General features: G+C 67.6%; 16 protein-coding genes and 1 pseudogene. 7 read left to right on the top strand and 10 right to left on the bottom strand.

Annotation, left to right across the window (positions count from 1 at the left end; translation table 11 throughout):
• The first annotated feature begins 250 nt into the window (after positions 1-250).
• Both ACTMTB_RS24210 and ACTMTB_RS24205 read left to right on the top strand, forming a co-directional pair.
• On the top strand, positions 251-1,411 hold the full coding sequence (locus ACTMTB_RS24210; RefSeq protein ID WP_441148520.1) for a hypothetical protein: 1,161 nt from the start codon (positions 251-253) through the stop codon (positions 1,409-1,411).
• Positions 1,412-1,468: 57 nt separating this feature from the next.
• Positions 1,469-2,155: a DUF6308 family protein gene (locus ACTMTB_RS24205; protein ID WP_441148519.1), complete on the top strand. Its 687-nt coding sequence runs from the start codon at positions 1,469-1,471 to the stop codon at positions 2,153-2,155.
• A gap of 355 nt (positions 2,156-2,510) precedes the next feature.
• Here the strand turns inward: ACTMTB_RS24205 and ACTMTB_RS24200 are convergent, their stop codons facing one another.
• The 6 genes from ACTMTB_RS24200 to ACTMTB_RS24175 form a co-directional block, all read right to left on the bottom strand.
• Positions 2,511-2,735, bottom strand: coding sequence for a hypothetical protein (locus ACTMTB_RS24200; protein ID WP_441148573.1), 225 nt, complete (start codon positions 2,733-2,735; stop codon positions 2,511-2,513).
• 10 nt (positions 2,736-2,745) lie between these two features.
• On the bottom strand, positions 2,746-4,011 hold the full coding sequence (locus tag ACTMTB_RS24195; protein ID WP_441148518.1) for a WXG100 family type VII secretion target: 1,266 nt from the start codon (positions 4,009-4,011) through the stop codon (positions 2,746-2,748).
• 14 nt (positions 4,012-4,025) lie between these two features.
• Complete coding sequence (locus ACTMTB_RS24190) at positions 4,026-4,340, bottom strand: type VII secretion target (RefSeq protein ID WP_441148517.1); 315 nt, start codon at positions 4,338-4,340, stop codon at positions 4,026-4,028.
• The gene (locus ACTMTB_RS24185; protein ID WP_441148516.1) at positions 4,333-4,728 is read right to left on the bottom strand and encodes a YbaB/EbfC family nucleoid-associated protein; all 396 of its coding nucleotides are present in this window, start codon (positions 4,726-4,728) and stop codon (positions 4,333-4,335) included. The genes ACTMTB_RS24190 and ACTMTB_RS24185 overlap by 8 nt, the downstream gene beginning before the upstream one ends.
• 121 nt (positions 4,729-4,849) lie before the next feature.
• Positions 4,850-5,071: a DUF397 domain-containing protein gene (locus tag ACTMTB_RS24180; RefSeq protein WP_441148515.1), complete on the bottom strand. Its 222-nt coding sequence runs from the start codon at positions 5,069-5,071 to the stop codon at positions 4,850-4,852.
• Entirely contained in the window at positions 5,064-5,951 is an 888-nt protein-coding gene (locus tag ACTMTB_RS24175; RefSeq protein ID WP_441148514.1) for a helix-turn-helix domain-containing protein, read from the bottom strand. Before ACTMTB_RS24175 ends, ACTMTB_RS24180 begins: the two co-directional genes overlap by 8 nt.
• A 264-nt stretch (positions 5,952-6,215) precedes the next feature.
• Between ACTMTB_RS24175 and ACTMTB_RS24170 the strand changes: the two genes are divergently transcribed.
• Both ACTMTB_RS24170 and ACTMTB_RS24165 read left to right on the top strand, forming a co-directional pair.
• Positions 6,216-6,485: a DivIVA domain-containing protein gene (locus tag ACTMTB_RS24170; protein WP_441148513.1), complete on the top strand. Its 270-nt coding sequence runs from the start codon at positions 6,216-6,218 to the stop codon at positions 6,483-6,485.
• Positions 6,482-6,733 (top strand): hypothetical protein, encoded by a 252-nt coding sequence (locus ACTMTB_RS24165; RefSeq protein ID WP_441148512.1) that lies wholly within the window; start codon positions 6,482-6,484, stop codon positions 6,731-6,733. Before ACTMTB_RS24170 ends, ACTMTB_RS24165 begins: the two co-directional genes overlap by 4 nt.
• 368 nt (positions 6,734-7,101) lie before the next feature.
• On the opposite strand, the gene ACTMTB_RS24160 is transcribed toward ACTMTB_RS24165, so the two are convergent.
• Complete coding sequence (locus tag ACTMTB_RS24160; RefSeq protein WP_441148511.1) at positions 7,102-7,509, bottom strand: DUF805 domain-containing protein; 408 nt, start codon at positions 7,507-7,509, stop codon at positions 7,102-7,104.
• Positions 7,510-8,181: 672 nt separating this feature from the next.
• On the bottom strand, positions 8,182-9,645 hold the full coding sequence (locus ACTMTB_RS24155) for a PepSY-associated TM helix domain-containing protein (RefSeq protein WP_441148510.1): 1,464 nt from the start codon (positions 9,643-9,645) through the stop codon (positions 8,182-8,184).
• A gap of 357 nt (positions 9,646-10,002) precedes the next feature.
• Here ACTMTB_RS24155 and ACTMTB_RS24150 point away from each other — a divergent pair, with 357 nt between their 5' ends.
• Both ACTMTB_RS24150 and ACTMTB_RS24145 read left to right on the top strand, forming a co-directional pair.
• Positions 10,003-10,215, top strand: a complete 213-nt coding sequence (locus ACTMTB_RS24150) for a hypothetical protein (RefSeq protein WP_441148509.1) — start codon at positions 10,003-10,005, stop codon at positions 10,213-10,215.
• Positions 10,216-10,423: 208 nt separating this feature from the next.
• A pseudogene (locus ACTMTB_RS24145) lies at positions 10,424-10,731 on the top strand (Bcr/CflA family drug resistance efflux transporter); the annotation flags it as partial.
• A 3-nt stretch (positions 10,732-10,734) separates the two neighbouring features.
• On the opposite strand, the gene ACTMTB_RS24140 reads toward ACTMTB_RS24145, so the two are convergent.
• Entirely contained in the window at positions 10,735-11,910 is a 1,176-nt protein-coding gene (locus tag ACTMTB_RS24140; RefSeq protein ID WP_441148572.1) for a YVTN family beta-propeller repeat protein, read from the bottom strand.
• Between the two features lie 108 nt (positions 11,911-12,018).
• Here ACTMTB_RS24140 and ACTMTB_RS24135 point away from each other — a divergent pair, with 108 nt between their 5' ends.
• On the top strand, positions 12,019-12,420 hold the full coding sequence (locus tag ACTMTB_RS24135) for a nuclear transport factor 2 family protein (RefSeq protein WP_441148571.1): 402 nt from the start codon (positions 12,019-12,021) through the stop codon (positions 12,418-12,420).
• A gap of 221 nt (positions 12,421-12,641) precedes the next feature.
• Here the strand turns inward: ACTMTB_RS24135 and ACTMTB_RS24130 are convergent, their stop codons facing one another.
• Complete coding sequence (locus tag ACTMTB_RS24130; protein WP_441148508.1) at positions 12,642-13,529, bottom strand: RNA polymerase sigma-70 factor; 888 nt, start codon at positions 13,527-13,529, stop codon at positions 12,642-12,644.
• Between the last annotated feature and the right edge of the window lie 9 nt (positions 13,530-13,538).

The raw sequence follows: 13,538 nt of genomic DNA, 5'->3' as shown, positions 1-13,538 counted from the left end.
GCGACGTTTTGGGGCGCATCGGACCGCGGATGTTTTGCGGGGGAGGCAACCGAGGGGCCTCAGCTTATTGTCCACAAACGGTGCTTCAACAGATCTTTAATTAGGCCACGCGTTGTGGTTTTCTCGTCTTGTGCCAGTGGCGGAGAGGTTCCTGCCGGGCGGGCTGGGGCTGACGCGGTCCCGCCGTCGTCGGCACTATGACCTAGCGGACGGTCAGCTGAAGTGAGGCGTTGGTGAGCAGGTTGAACGGGTGATTGAACTACATGACGCAGTCAAGCAGTGCGCCGACCTGTTGGAGCGCCACCGGCGGCGTGCGCAGCGAATTGGTGAGCAGAACACCAAGGCCGGCCTGATTGAGCCCGTCATCGGCGCCTTGGGATGGGACTTGTTCGACCCCGATGAGGTGCACCGTGAGTACCGACGTCGTGGCGCCGACAACCCGGTCGACTACGCCCTCCTATTACTACGCACGCCGCGGCTGTTCATCGAGGCGAAAGGGCTTGGCGAGAACCTTGACGATCCGCGGTGGGCGAACCAGACGATCGCCTACGCCGCCGTCGCTGGCGTCGAGTGGGTCGCGCTCACGGACGGCTCGGAGTGGCGGGTCTACAACGCCCACGCGCCCGTGCCGGTTGAACAGAAGCTCTTCCGCGCCGTCCGGCTTGAGGACGACGTGGACGCGGTCGTCGAGCTGTTGAGCCTGCTCAGTAAGGACAACATGCGGGACAACCGGATCGAGGAGCTGTGGAAGGGCTTTTTCGTCGACCGGCAGGTACACGCCGAGCTCGTCGAGCTGTTCGCCGGCGGGGAGCCTGCGTCCGACCTTGTGGCGCTGCTCGACCGTCGGCTGTCCAAGCTCACTCGGGAGGACATCCGCTCCAGTCTCGTACGAGCGCGGGCGACCTTCGACTTCCCAGCGGCGGCCACGCCGCTGGCCTCCCGACCAGCTCCGGCGGCCCCCGCGCCGCTGATAGCTCAGAGGCAAGAGAGCAGCATTGAAATTCCGCGAGTCGTCCCGGTCGCGGAGGTTCAAGCAAGGTTGAGTTCCACCGCTGGCAAGCGTCGACCCGGTAAGCCGCGGGTCAGTCCAGAAGAGCGAAAACTTCATCTTCCCGACATGATCGACGTAGGTCGGCTGCGGCCGGGCTGCACGCTCGTGGCCAGTTACTTCGGCAAGCAGCACCAGGCCGAACTCTTGGTTGATGGCACTATCCGGTATCGCGGACAGGTCTACAACTCGCCGTCGGGGGCGGGGGAGGCGGTGAAGATCGTCGTGCATGGTCCGAGTGTCTCGGCCACCACCAAGGCGACCGATGGCCTGGACTTCTGGCACACCGAGGACGCACGCACCGGGGAAGTCGTGTCCCTCAAGGAGATCCGCCGCCGGGCCTTGGCGGATCTGTCCGCTTGACGTGTGCTGCCACCCAGGACGACATCTGCGTAGACGCCATAGACCAGCGAAAGGTTGATGATGAGCTGCCGAGGCCTGCACTCTCCAGCACTGCTCCGCGTTTTGGCAGATCCGCGGTCCGTGGCGGACCTACGGCGATACTTCGGCGTTGACCTGCCGAACGGCCTGCCAGCGTTCACCGGTGGCCGGTTTGAGCAGCTTGGGGGCGGCGGTGACCATCCTGCTGTCAGAGACAGGATTACCTCGGACGACTTGATCGCGGTCGAATTGCTCAGCGTGCATGTGCCTGCGCGCGTCGCCCTTGATCTGCTCGAAGGTGCTCTCGGACGGGAAGTCGCGACGGAATTGCGGCGCATCCCAACGGACGTCTCCCTTGCTGACACTGAGGCCCCGCAGTACATCACGGATGGTGGTCCCGCCGACCGAGCCTGGCGTTTGCTGAAGAACAACGGCGGCGTTGGCTGGGTAACTGCAGGGAAGTTGCTTGCACGAAAGCGACCCCGCCTCGTGCCCGTGTATGACGAGGTAGTGCGCTGCGCCTATCGCACCGGCCGCGGCTTCTGGACTTGTTTGCATGAGCGCCTGCGTGAGGACGGGGGTGTTCTTGTGGACCGCCTCACTCGGCTGCAGGCGGAGGCGGAGTTGCCGCCGGAGATCACCACGTTGCGAGTGCTCGACGTGGTGTTTTGGATGCGGCACCGCGACGGCCACACCGGATACCGGTGCCGTGGCCTGGATGGATAGCGGGAAGGAGACTACGAGCCCGACGGGCAGCATCTCCACCGCGCAGCAGGCGAGATCACCTCGGGCTCGGGTCGGCTATTGCAGGCGCTCGCCGACCTGTTCGACCTGCCTGACCTGCCACCGCAGCCCGACTGACCGGACTTTTGGCCCGCACGGCCGCACGCTTGGTCCGCCGCTATGACCGTCGAGGGGGCGGTGTACCGAAGGCCGACCGCGCTCCTGGGCTGCCGCAGGCTGCGCGAATTCGGGGTGGAAGTCGAGGTGGTCGAGGTGCCAGCGGAGATGAGGTCGCAAATCCTCGCTGCCCAGCAGCGTCAGTACCGTTGAGCTCTGGGTATCGGACTTCCTGGGCTGCCTAGCTGGCGAACAACATCCTCGCGGGGAACTCACCGCTGGACCGCCAGGAATCGACGATCTTCGCGGTGATGGCGCTGGCGGCCGAGTTGAAATCGCCGTCCTCGACACTTGCCTCGAGAGTGCTGGGATCGATCGTGAGGATCCGGTCGAACCTGTCCTCGAACCCGAATTCGTATCGGACCTCGTTCGTGGCGGCTTCGATCCGCCGTGCAACCACCATCATTCCCACGGCGTTAACCTCCGAAGTTCGAGTAGTCCTCGTATGTCGGACCGGGGATCGAGTCCTCCCAGTTGGATACGCGGTTGGCCGCGAGGTGTGCCTCCCGGTAGTCCGCCTGTGGATGCGCCCCGTAGTAGCGTGATTCCGCCAGTTCATGCTCCAGTAGCGCGTAGTCCTCAGGCAAAGGGCTGCCCCTCCGTAGACGTAGCCATGCCTCAGCCATCGGCGCGCTCGGATCGTAGCGTTGATGGATGATCCCGCCGGCGTAGTCATCCATCGGGTGTTCCTCGAAGAAGATGTGTCGACGGATCTGCTCGATCTCCGCTGGAGAGAAGCCGCTGGATCCGTCGAGACGAGGGGCATCTGCAACGTGACGGGCAATGGCATCGGTGTCGTCCTGCTGACGAATCACGTCGTATGCCTCCCTCGCCCACCGTTCTTGTCGATCGTAGTCGGCGACGTTGCGGGGGCGGGTGGTGTGCCCCCCGTGCATATCGAGAGCATCGGCTCTTGAGCCATCCGGGCGCCCATGAGTTCCTTCGCGGAGCCGCCCGAGAGCCTGCTTGAGCTTCTCGATGAGGTCGCCGAGTCGGCGGACTTCCGGGATGAGGCGGCGCAGGCTGGCCAGCAGACCGCGCAGGAGCTTCGCGATCCGCGCACCCCAGGAGGCCACCAGCGTGGTGACCTGCTCCACCACCAGCGGCGCGGCGAACCCGCCGGTGACCACGAGTTCGCCCGCGTACACGATGAGGCGGGAGACGCAGGTGGCGATGGCGTCGCGGACCAGCAGCCGGACGGCGGCCACCAGACCCGCCGCCCCCTCGGTGATCGCGGCCAGAGTGTCCGCGCCCTGGGCGAGGCCGGTGATGGCCTGCTGCTGCTCGGCTGCCCAGGCCCGGTAGGCGGGGCCGGCGCTGCCACCCCAGCCTCCGACGTCGTTGGCGATGGCGCGGGCAAGCTCGGCGGCTTCATCGCGGAGTGACCCGGCGACGTTTCGCCAGGTCTGAGCGTGGGCGGTGATCTGTGCGGGGTCGCCGGCGAGCCAGTCGAGGGCTTCGCTGAGGGGCTTGACGTGTTCGATGAGCCAGGCGATGCCGTACTGCAGGAGTGCGCCGACCGGATCGGAGACGAAGGCGAGGGCGTCGAGGCCGGCACTGACCACGCCGAGACTGCCGTCGATCCAACTGCCGGTGCGGATGCCTTGGGCGATGAGCTCGATGTCCTCGCAGATCCAGACTCCCGCCCACGGCGTGGGCGCGGTGTCGGCCGCGGTGGCCACGAGGGGATTGGCCGTCACCCCCGGCCCCCGGCTTGGCGGAGCTGGCGCTCGACGGTTTCGTCGGTGCGCCGGTAGTTGTCTGCGCTGGTGCGCAACCGGCCGGCGGTGTCCCGTATCGACCAGGCGGCGATGCCGATGCCGGCCACGAGGGTCCGCTGGAGGCCGTCGAGCAGCACCGGCACGATGACGCACAACTGCCCGTACGCGCCGTCGCTGAGCTGGATGTGCTGGCCGGCCTGCTTGGCGATGTCGAGACTGTCGGCGCTGCGGTCGAGGCGCGCCGCGTGCCGGGTCAGGTCGTCGGGGTCGACCAGGATGCCGTCAGGCATGGGCCTCGCCCGGGTCGGGCCGCAGGCGACTGCGGTACGACTCGACGATGGCCTGGCCGGTCGGGTCGTCCCGGTCGAGGGTGCCCGCGGTCGCCTCGGTGACCTGCCGGAGCAGGTCGGCCCGCGCGGCGCGGGTGACCTCCAGGATCAGCCGGGCGATGTGCGCGGCGGAGTGCTGCCGGACGCGTTCGTCGAGCCGCAGGTCCAAGAGGCCGCCGGTGGCATCGACGGTGACGGTGACGGCTCGGTCGGCGCTGGTGGCGGTGCCGGTCAGCGCCTGTACCCGCGCCGACAGGCTCTTCGCCTGCTCCGCCCGGTCGGCCAGGTCGGACTGCCACTGGTCGAGCCGGCGTTCCGCCGCGTCCAGCGCAGCTTCGTCCGTCCACATGCGAGCCTCCCGGAACTCCTACCGGCGCGAACCATCGTCACGTTATCAACCGGTGGCGCTCCGTGCGCGTCCGCCCATGCCGGCGGGAGAGGTCCTGCATTTGGCGGCGAATCAAGAGCCGTCAGGTGGTGAGCGTCATCGGCCAGTCGGCGGGATGGGTGCTGGCCGCGGCGACGAACGTTGACCAAGCCGAGGGCGTGAAGGCGAGCGTGGCACCGGCCGGGTCCTTCGAGTCGCGTACGGCAACGATGCCGGGGAGGTTGTCGGCGACCTCGACGCAGGCGCCGCCGTTGTCGCCGCTGCGGGTGCTCTTGCGCCATACGGCGCCGGTCAGATCAGTCATGCCACGTCTCCCCGGTGATCCTCTTGATCATGTCCTTCGATTCTGCCTCGCCGAGGGCGAGCGCATCCAGCCCCTTCCAGACGCGCTCGTATGCGGCTAGCTCGTCGGGCTTGTCGAGATAGAGCGCCCCGGTCAGCGACTCGGAGTAGACAACCGATGGTTCCGGTGCGGCCCGGCCCCCCTTGGTCGGCGGGAAGTCGAGAATCATGAAGGTGCCGGCGACTGCACCGGGCTGAGGCCCTGCTGCGAGCGGTAGCACTTTGACGGAGACATTCGGCAGATCGGACAGCTTGAGAAGGTGGTCGAGCTGGGCGGTCATCACCGCCGGGCTGCCGACGATGCGTCGGAGCACCGCCTCGGACAACACCGACTCCAGCCGGGGCGCTGCCGGCAGCCGTCGCATGAGCAGCGCCTGCCGCTGTAGCCGCACCTGGACAGCCCGCTCGCGTTCCTCGTCACTCAGCGTCCGGCCGAGGCGGTAGAGCGAGTGCGCGTACTCCTTGGTCTGAAGGATGCCGGGGATCAGCGACTCGTCGTAGCCGCGAAGGCGAGACGCGGCGGATTCCAGGCCGACGTACAGCTCGAACCAGCTCGGCACCGCGTCCCCGTACGCGTGCCACCACCCCTTGGACTTCGTCTCCGCCGCCAGCCCCCGCATCGCCTCGGTCATCTCCGGCGACACGTGGTACAGCTCGCACATCGCCTTCACGTCGAGCACCCGCACCGGCCCCAGCCCGCTCTCGATGCGCCAGATCTTCTGCCGGCTGTACTCAAGCGCTTCGGCGGCGGCGTCCAGAGTCACCCCGGCCTCGGTACGGAACTGGCGCAGCAGCCGCCCGAGCTGCCGCCGGGGCACGGTCGATCCGACGTCCTCTGTCACCCGAGCACTCCCTGATTCCATCCCGCAACACTGCGTAACGCGACCACGTAACTCATATCGGTTGCAGTAAAAGAAGTCAATGCTTGAGCCAAGAATTCTGCTGTGGAACGTTGCGCCTCCACTGCGCACTGTCACACGATGACTACAAGGCCCTGGTGCCGTACCGCTGATCGCAAGCTGCGGTGGCAGGGCGGGGTGGGTCCGCGCGTGCGGGGAGGACGGGTGGCCCCACCCCTTCCATCCGACACGAGAGGCAGGCAGCAGATGAGCGTCCGCAATCAACGGTCGAGCTACGGCGCTTTGCCGTACACCCCGCTGCTGCCGTGGCAGGTGCGCGAGCGCCGCTTCAAGCTGGTCGGGCTCGGACGCCGCGGCCTCGAGCCTGACCACGTGTACGCCTTCCTCGACCGGGTCGCCGTGGACCTGGCCGCCGTCTACGCGGCCCTGGCCGCGAGCCGACGGGAAGTCGCCTCCGCCACGGACGCGCTGCGTCGCCAGCAAGGCGGTCACGCCGATCGGGGCTCCGAGGCATGACCCAGCGGTACGTCATCCACCTGCCGGTGGCCGCCGCCGACCTGCCCGCCGCGCAGCGCCTGGCCCGGGTGATCGGCCGGTGGTTGCTGGTGCTGCCGCAGACCGACCCGGGGGAGACCACCGTCTCCGCCGAGGACCACCAGAACGTACGCCATCGGGTCTTCTGTGACCTGCTGATGCCCGGCGGCCGGCGCTGCCTGCTCCGCGCCGACCACGACGGCCCTTGCACCCGTCGCTTGCGCCGCTGACAACGCGAGCGTGTCGGCTATCCGTTACTTCGCTGGCCGCGTCGTGTCGGTCTGCTTCCGTAGCGCGGTGAACCTCATCGACCAGCCGAAGAACGTGGCGAAGCGCTGGTGACCGGTGCTCGGTCCGGCGTGGACGCTCAAACCCGACACTCCTGAGGACACCGGCCGCCAGCCGCTCGCCGTCGAGACTGTGATCGGCACGCAAAGGGCTTGCTGCTCTCTCGCCTCTGCTCCTGGCGTGGCCACGGTTGCTCGCGCTGCCAAAGACCGTTGAGTGGCGCCGGCGGTGACAGTCGTGCGCTGTCAACCGCCGGCATTGGCTTCCTGGGCTGGCTTAGCTCTAGCAAGCAGCCACTCAATGGGCCCTGTCAGGCCATGCTGGGGGCGGCGGCGTGCGGAGCCTCCTTCGGGTCGGCACCGTACCGGTTACTTCCTTGAGTTCCGTCCTTCACGAAGAACACGAGCAGGACGATGGCCCCCACGAGAGGCACGAGTCCGATCAACAGCCACCAGCCCGAGCGATCCGTGTCGTGAAGTCGCCGCACGGCAACGGCCAGGGTCGGCACCAGCAGGGCCAAGCTGACGATGAGACCGATGACGCCGGTAGAGCTCGGCTCCGACCCGATGTCGGTCCCCAGCGCGCCGTCCAGAATTCCGGTGACGATACCGAGGATCAGGGTGAAGAGGACAAACCACCAGTACTCGGACCGGCGAGCTCGACCGCCAAAGCCGGCATACTGGGAGAGGACGGATTTGATGGCATCAATGGGGGACATACATTCTCCAGCGCAGTGAGAGATTGAGACCTGCAAGGTCAACTGCGACGCAGCCAAGCAGACGCCCGGCGGGCGGTCAACGGCCGTTCGGCTGCCCCCCCGCCCGGTTGGAGCCTGGGACTTGAACCCTCAACCCCTCGGGCTAGCTCCTGATCAACTCAAATCGGGCGGAACGGCAGCTGACCTCGGGCGAGCTCTTCTGCTGCCTTACGGCGGTTGACAGCCCTTATCGGCGTCACCTGTGCCTGACGATCTTGCTGAGGCGACTTGAACTGGGCCAACCGACTACCGTCGGCCGTGCTCGATCCCGCAACTGTCTTCGACGCATCCGGCCCGTTGGAGGACCCCCTCACCGACGAGGCTCTGTGGATTGTGGAGGCCCAGCTTGTGCGCCAGCTGCCCGCCACGTACGTCGACCTGTCCCGTCGACACAACGGCGGCTTCCTCGCCCTGACGCCCACTCTGCACCCAGCCGAACCTCCTGGGCCGAGGACCACGTCGGTGTGTACGCACTGGCGGCGATCGGTCGAACTGCACCGCCAGCCACATTAGCGGGCGTCCGTCGTCCGGGGCCCGGTGACGACTGCCGGTCGGGCGGACCAGCGGCGACACGCTCGTGGGCGGAGCCACGTCGGCGCTGCGCGGGTCACGAGGGGCGGACACGCCCGCAGGTCATTTCGGTTCTTGCGCCGTGGCCGGGTGTGATTGTGCGTGACGTGCCAGTGCTAGGGCGGCGTCGAGGATGAGGAAGCCGAGTAGGGTCCAGCCCAGTATGGGGACGGCCCAGCCCACAGCGAGGGCGGCGAGCGCGGTGATGACGAGGGCCGGGATGGGCAGGTGTCGCCAGGTGCCTCGTGGCGGGGGTGTGCCGAGCCGGTAGCGGTGGCTGTGGCGGGTGGGGCGGCGCTGCCACCACATCCGGTAGCCCCACCCGATGGTGACGATCAGTCCGGCGGCGACGAGGGCGAGGGCGATCTGGTTGGCGAATCCGAACAGGACGCCCATGTGCGCTTGAATGCCGAAGGTGGTGAGTTTGGCCAGCGGTGGCTGGTCGGCCCAGCGGACGGTGTCGATGATCTGGCCGGTGTGCGGGTGGACGGCGATCTTGTCGCGGTGTACGGGCCAGGTGTTGTCGGTCTGTGCGACGGTCCAGGCGTGGCCGGGTTCGTCGGCGGGGGTGATGGTGACCGGGCCGCTCAGCCGGGATGTTTCGACGGAAGCGGCGATGGCGTCGAGGTCTGCCTGGGTCCTGGTGGTGCCGCCGCTGCCGTGATGCTTGCTGTCACCGGCCGATGGGCCCGTGGCGCCGAGGCCGGTGGTGAGCGGAATGTTGTCGGAGTTGAGGGTGGCGCTTAGCAGGTCGAAGTTGGCTCCGGCGTGCTGGGACCAGGTCAGTCCGGTGGCCGACAGGAACAGCAGCATGAGCGCGAGCCATATGCCGGCGGTGGCGTGGAGGCTGCGGGTGCGGCGGACCCCTTTGCCCGCGGTGGTTTCTGGCAGGAGGAGTCGGCGGGCGGTGCGTGTGCCGCGCTGCTGGCGCCACCACAGGATCAGTCCGCCGAGGACGAGTACCCACAGCCAGGAGGCGGCTAGCTCGGAGTAGAGCCGGCCGGTGTCGCCAAGGTTGAGGTTGGCGTGCATCTGGTCCAGCCAGGTGGTGATCGGGGTGGCGCCGGACCAGGTCGTCAGCAGCCCGCGGACCTGGCCGGTGTAGGGGTCGAGGTAGACGGTGCGCTGCTTGTCGCCCAGCTCGGGAAGGCTGAACTCGACCTTTGTGGTGGCGTCGGGTGCGGCGGCGGGGTGGATCGCGGCCAGGGTACCTGCGGGTACGACCTGCTGTGCGGCGGCGACCTGCTGCGATAGCGGCAGCCGGGTGGTGCCGACGGTGTTGACGTGGAGTTGGTCGTGGTAGGCGACCTGATCGATCTGCGGGGTGAACGCATACGCCAGCCCGGTGAGCGCCACCAGGATCAGGAACGGGGCGACGAGGATGCCGGCGTAGAAGTGCAGGCGACGCAGCAGCGGCCCGAACCCGCGGTACAGGCTTGCTCTCCCCGCTGATATCTCCTGCGGTACCGGCTGTGGGCCGGGCTGGTCTTCCTCCGGCTGGGTGCTTGGTGGGCTGGTGATGGACATCTTGGGCTCCTGTCAAACCGGGAAAGGTCATGGCTTCCTTTGCCGGGCCGTACCGCCGGGCGTTCCATATGGGACATATATGGCTAGTGACCGTTCGGTAACCTGGCTCCGTCAGGATGGCTGGAGCAGTGACCGATGTCAATGGACGTCAGATGTGATCACGGTTGGGCGAAAGCAACCGACGACTGCCCAGCTCGGACGTCTTGCCCCGACCAGGTGATAGACGACCCACTGGAACCGGATCGGGATGCCTGCCACAACCCAAGCCACACACGCACAAGCGGCTACGGAAGCCATCTTCGGCGAAGCCCGGTGCCACAGGGCAGGAGTGACCATGCAGGTGAACCGAGCGCCGGGGTGGCGATGGATCTGTTCGGCAACGCGCAGCCCAGCCCATCCGGCGATGAAACGGTGGACAGTGTCTACGAGCCGCTGCCGACGTCGCTGAAGGCGATCTGCTGCGACCTGATCTGGACCAGCGACCAGCGCATGAGTTCCGGCAGCGTCTACGCATACAGGCTGCACGCCGAGGTGGTCGCCGAGCGGTACGTCGGGCTGCTACTGCGCTGAGCCACGCACCATCGCCGCCGGGGTGCCGCGCATCGAATACATTCCCACCGCAGGATGCGCAGGCGAGCCGGCCGGGTGGTACGCGAAGCGGAAAGAACTTCTGGAGCGGCACCGGCCACCTCATGCAGTGCGGTGATGGTCTCGTCGGTCTGGTGGGCCCGAAGTCTCCGTCGTGTGCCGCCCATGGCGGCGACGCTCGACCCGTTTATCGACTGGAGTAGCTCGCGGGGCACTGCTCAGCAGCCTGCCGCTGGTCGCGGCGCTGTTCCTCTTCCTCGGGTCGCTCGGCATGGTCATGCCGAACGGCGAGCGCTCGCTTTGGACCGGCACTCCGCCCACGCCGGGACGGCCGCCGCGCTGCTCGCCGCCATCCAGTCCGTCGTCGGGGCCCTCGCAGCGCCGCTGGTCGGACTGGGTGGGGAGGGCAGCGCCGTCCTGATGGCGGTGGTGATCACCGGCTCGGCGGTCGCCTCCCTCGCCGTCGTCCTCACCCTGGCCGCGCGCGAACTTTGGTGAGATCTAGCGGATGTTGGCGGTGTGGCCCAGGGAGTAGCGGCCGGGCTGGGGCCAGATGGTCAATCCGTGTGGACCGGCGCCGACGGGGATGCGAGCGAGGAGTTTCCCGTCGCGGGTACGGATGACGTACACCTCGTCGTGGTAGCGGCCGGACAGCCACAGGGTGGTGCCGTCCGCGGAGAGGGCGCCCATGTCCGGGCTCCCTCCGCCCGGGATCCGCCAGGTGGTGGTCGGCTTCAGGGTGGCCAGGTCGAGCACGGCGATGCTGCCGGCGTCGCGGTTGGTGATGTAGGCGAGCTTGCTGTCGCGGCTGAAGTAGATGCCGTGCGCGCCCCTGCCGGTGGGGATGAAGCCGGTCTGGCGGGTGGCGTGAGCGTCGAAGACGTACACCCCGTGGGCGTGCATGTCGGCGACCAGGAAGTGTTGTCCGTCCGGGGTGAGTCGGGTGTCCTGGGGCATCCCGTCGGGCGTCTCGGTCAGGGTGAACTCGCGCAGCTTGTCGAGGCTGAGGGCGTCCAGCACGAGCATTCGGTTGGCGAACTCGCAGCTGAACAGCATGATCTTGCCGTCGGCGGAGTAGTCCATGTGGTTGATGCCCTCGCACTCGGGAAACCGCACCGACCGCACCCGCTGCCACGTGCCCAGGTCGTAGAAGTCCAGCCGCTGGTACGCCTCGGCCACCACGATGGCCTGCTTGCCGTCCGGCGTGAAGTAGAGGTTGTAGACGTCCTCCAGCAGCCGGAACTTGCCGGGCTTGCCGATGCGGGGGTCGATCGGGACGAGGCCTCCGTCCGGGATCTGGCTGGAGGCCACGTACAGCGTCCGCAGGTCGTACGACGGCACGACGTGCTGCGGCTCGGGTCCACCCGGGAAGGTGTCGATCACTTTGTACGTCTTCGGGTCGATCACCGACACGTCGTTGCTCTTCGTGTTCGGCACGTACACGAGGGCCCGGTCGTTGCGGACCTGCTCGGCCAGCATGTTCGGGCCCGCCGCCGCGTACACGTCTCCCGGTCGTGGATAGGTCGGCATTCCGGCGACCAGTGGGCCGAACGGCGACTCGCCTGGCGGTGGCGGCGGCGACATCGGCTGCTGCTGCTGCCGATCCCCTTCGGCGGCAGTGCATGCGGAAGCGGAAAGGAACAGCACGGCGAGAGCAATGATCCGCTGCGACATCATCACCCCGGCAGGCTACGGGTAAACCGCCCTAACGGGCATCTTTTGCGCGAATTGACTGTGGCTCATGTTGGTGATGCATCGATGTGCCCCACTAGAATGGAGAGAGTGATGTTGACCCATAGAGAGATCTTCGAGCGGTACGTGTACGCCGGCCCCATCAGCCGCAACCCGGACGCGGTCGCTGAGCTGTTCACCGAGGATGGGGTCTTCGAGGCGCCACTGGTACCTGAAGGGCATCCACTGCCACGCCGTCTGGACGGCCGCGAGGCCATCCGGGCCGGTATCGGCGCTTACCACAGGGATCCGGCCTACCAGGGCACGGTGAACACCGAGCGGTCCAGGTACGTGCTGCACGACGCGACGGATCCCGACGTGTTCATCGCCGAGATCGACACGGTTTTCGATGCACCGGAAGGAGGCAGCGCGGCGATGTCACTGGTGCAGGTGTTCCGCCTCCGTAAGGGAAAGATCACTATGCTGCGCGACTATTTTGCGGTTCCATCCACGTAGGCCGACACAGCCGGCAGGCCATGGCGGCGGAACCACCGTCCTCGTTCATCGAAGGAGGGTCTCGGGGACATCGTGCAGTCCGGCAGGTGCGGCCGGTGGGTGAGGAGGAGCGTGTCGGGTGGGCTCGGGAAGTTGATGCCTGCCTACTGGCTGGTGCCGCTGTCGCGTCAGGCTTGGCCCCAGGCGGGTCGCCCGATCAACCCGCGTGGGTCACCGCCCGATCAGCCGGTTTCCCATGGATCGAATCGGGCGAGTTTGGTCGGGTTGAGGGTGATCAGCACTCGGGTGATCCCCTCGGGAGAGGCATCGATCGCGCACAGTGCGACGACGGATCCTGCCCGGCGGACGAGGACGGCTTCCTGCCCGTTGGACTCGACGAAGTCCAGTGAGACGACCGCGCCGAACTTTCTCATGAGGCCGGCGATGTAGCGGGCGACGTCGGCCCGGCCGGTGACCGGTACCCGCGCCGCGCTGACCATGCCGCCGCTGTCGGCGTAGGAGACGACGTCGTTCGCGAGCAGTTTCTCCAGCTGACCGAGATCACCGGAGCGTGCGGCGGCGAGGAAGGCGTGGAGCAGCCGGCCGTGCTCGGCGGGGGCGACCGGCGCGTGCCGTTCTTCGGCGAGGTGCGTGCGCGCCCGGCGCCCGAGCTGCCGCGCGTTCGCCTCGGTGATGTCGAGGACCTCGGCGATCTGCCGGAAGGGGTAGTCGAAGGCCTCGTGCAGCACGTACACGGCGCGCTCGTGCGGAGTCAGTCGTTGCAGGAGGAGGAGCAACGCAAGTCCGAGAGCTTCGCCCTGCTCGGCTCGGGTTGCCGGGTCGACCGACGTCCGGACCGGCTCGGGCAGCCATGGGCCGACGTAGGTCTCTCGCCGGGCGCGTGCCGATGTCGCCGCGTTCAGGGCCAGCCTGGTCGTTGCGGTAACGAGGAATGCTGTCGGGTCCCGTACCGCGCCGCGGTGCGCGCGCTGCCACCGTAGCCACGTGTCCTGGACGATGTCCTCGGCGTCGTGAACGCTGCCCAGCATCCGGTAGGCGATGCCGAACAGCCGGGGCCGGACCGCGTCGAAGGTCCGCACGGCATCCATCGGGACCTCGCGGTGGGACATGCCGTCTCT

It is taken from the genome of Micromonospora sp. L32 (assembly GCF_052068055.1).
Taxonomy (GTDB): domain Bacteria; phylum Actinomycetota; class Actinomycetes; order Mycobacteriales; family Micromonosporaceae; genus Micromonospora; species Micromonospora purpureochromogenes.
The sequence above is the reverse complement of the archived record's forward strand: the minus strand, read 5'-3'. Positions and strand labels throughout refer to the sequence as shown.

Coding starts and splice junctions, on each gene's coding strand:
- ACTMTB_RS24160 (WP_441148511.1), bottom strand. CDS start 7,509: ATGTCCCCCATTGATGCCATCAAATCCGTCCTCTCCCAGTATGCCGGC.
- ACTMTB_RS24180 (WP_441148515.1), bottom strand. CDS start 5,071: ATGACTGATCTGACCGGCGCCGTATGGCGCAAGAGCACCCGCAGCGGC.
- ACTMTB_RS24190 (WP_441148517.1), bottom strand. CDS start 4,340: ATGCCTGACGGCATCCTGGTCGACCCCGACGACCTGACCCGGCACGCG.
- ACTMTB_RS24200 (WP_441148573.1), bottom strand. CDS start 2,735: ATGATGGTGGTTGCACGGCGGATCGAAGCCGCCACGAACGAGGTCCGA.
- ACTMTB_RS24155 (WP_441148510.1), bottom strand. CDS start 9,645: ATGTCCATCACCAGCCCACCAAGCACCCAGCCGGAGGAAGACCAGCCC.
- ACTMTB_RS24170 (WP_441148513.1), top strand. CDS start 6,216: ATGAGCGTCCGCAATCAACGGTCGAGCTACGGCGCTTTGCCGTACACC.
- ACTMTB_RS24140 (WP_441148572.1), bottom strand. CDS start 11,910: ATGATGTCGCAGCGGATCATTGCTCTCGCCGTGCTGTTCCTTTCCGCT.
- ACTMTB_RS24165 (WP_441148512.1), top strand. CDS start 6,482: ATGACCCAGCGGTACGTCATCCACCTGCCGGTGGCCGCCGCCGACCTG.
- ACTMTB_RS24130 (WP_441148508.1), bottom strand. CDS start 13,529: ATGTCCCACCGCGAGGTCCCGATGGATGCCGTGCGGACCTTCGACGCG.
- ACTMTB_RS24135 (WP_441148571.1), top strand. CDS start 12,019: ATGTTGACCCATAGAGAGATCTTCGAGCGGTACGTGTACGCCGGCCCC.
- ACTMTB_RS24205 (WP_441148519.1), top strand. CDS start 1,469: ATGATGAGCTGCCGAGGCCTGCACTCTCCAGCACTGCTCCGCGTTTTG.
- ACTMTB_RS24185 (WP_441148516.1), bottom strand. CDS start 4,728: ATGTGGACGGACGAAGCTGCGCTGGACGCGGCGGAACGCCGGCTCGAC.